The sequence below is a fragment of the Thermosipho sp. 1074 genome, from assembly GCF_001999655.1.
Taxonomy (GTDB): domain Bacteria; phylum Thermotogota; class Thermotogae; order Thermotogales; family Fervidobacteriaceae; genus Thermosipho; species Thermosipho affectus.
Window position 1 is genome coordinate 1 of sequence record NZ_LBEX01000020.1, and the last position, 1,382, is coordinate 1,382.

Sequence of the window (1,382 nt, forward strand, 5' to 3'; positions counted from 1 at the left end):
CCCCCCTTTTTTAGTTAAGTTTAGAAATATTTTCGATTAATTCATCTAATTTTTCATATTCTTCTTTTGTTATAAGTCCCTTTACCACCACTTCACCTACTATTTCTGCCTTTACATTCTTTATCATTCCTTTTAATTCTTCTATAAACCTTCCTCCCCATCCATAGGAGCCCAATATCCCTATGTATTTTGTCTTTGGCCTTAAGGCATTCATTAAATATACCACTCCTGCTATCTTTGGGTGCATACCTCCCAATACCATTGGCGTCCCCACTACTACTGTCGATGCCTCTACCAAATCTATCGCTATCTCTCCTATGTCGCTTTTTACTACATTGTGTAATTTTACTCTTACTCCCTTTTCCATTAATCCTTCCATTACGTATTCCACCATCTTTTTTACACTTTCATGCATCGATACATACAATATTATTACTTCTTTTTTTGTCTCATTACCCGCCCATTTTTTGTATTCTTTTATTATTTTTTCTGGTTTTGTATATACCGGCCCATGACTTGGCGCTATCTTTCCTATCTCTATCTTTTCTATCTTTTCTATGTTCTTTATAACGTGGTTTCTAAACGGCATCATTATTTCTGCGTAGTACCTCTTTGCCATCTCTATTAATACATCGTCTCCTTCTTGTTCTATGTCACTTGTTGCATAGTGTGAACCAAATAAATCACAACTAAACAATATCTTTTCTTCTTTTAAGTACGTTACCATCGTCTCTGGCCAATGTACCCACGGCGTTAAGTAAAATTTTAACGTCTTTCCCCCTAAATCTAGCTCTTCTCCATCTGTTACCTCTATTATATCTTCTTTACTTACATGTACGTGTGTGTGCAATAATTCTGCACATTTCTTGTTCGTTACTACCTTCGCACCATACTTCTCCACCACTTCTTTTATCAAACCTGAATGGTCTTGTTCCGCATGATTTGATATTACATAATCTATATTCTTTATATCCAATTTCTCTAAATTGTTGTAAAACTCTTCTTTCTTTGCAGGATCAACGGTATCTATTAAAGCTATCTTTTCCCCTTTTACTATATATGCATTGTACGTTGTCCCATTTGGAAGAGGAATTAATTCGTCAAATAATTCCCTATCCCAATCAATAGCTCCTACATAGTATACCCCATCACCTATCTTCTTAACCATCTTATTCCTCCCCTTCTCATTAAAAGTGGGACATAATGTCCCACTTATTCTTCTACTTCAAATTGGTCTTTGCCTACCCCACATACTGGACATACCCAATCTTCTGGCAATTTCTCAAATGGTGTCCCTGGCTCTACCCCATTGTCTGGATCCCCTACTTCTGGATCATATACATATCCACATACACTACATACGTATCTCTTCATGTTTTCCC

The 1,382-nt window shown here is 36.4% G+C and carries 2 protein-coding genes; both read right to left on the minus strand.

Translation table 11 applies throughout. The features are described from left to right. Positions 1-10 precede the first annotated feature (10 nt). A complete protein-coding gene (locus XO08_RS09245) occupies positions 11-1,168 on the minus strand; it encodes an FprA family A-type flavoprotein (protein WP_077288067.1) in 1,158 nt (385 codons plus the stop codon). Between the two features lie 44 nt (positions 1,169-1,212). Continuing rightward, the gene (gene rd / locus XO08_RS09250) at positions 1,213-1,374 is read right to left on the minus strand and encodes a rubredoxin (protein ID WP_075665548.1); all 162 of its coding nucleotides are present in this window, start codon (positions 1,372-1,374) and stop codon (positions 1,213-1,215) included. Positions 1,375-1,382: the final 8 nt, after the last annotated feature.

Excerpts from the sequence above, each read along its gene's own strand:
- XO08_RS09245 (WP_077288067.1), bottom strand. The coding sequence starts at position 1,168 with ATGGTTAAGAAGATAGGTGATGGGGTATACTATGTAGGAGCTATTGAT.
- rd (WP_075665548.1), bottom strand. The coding sequence starts at position 1,374 with ATGAAGAGATACGTATGTAGTGTATGTGGATATGTATATGATCCAGAA.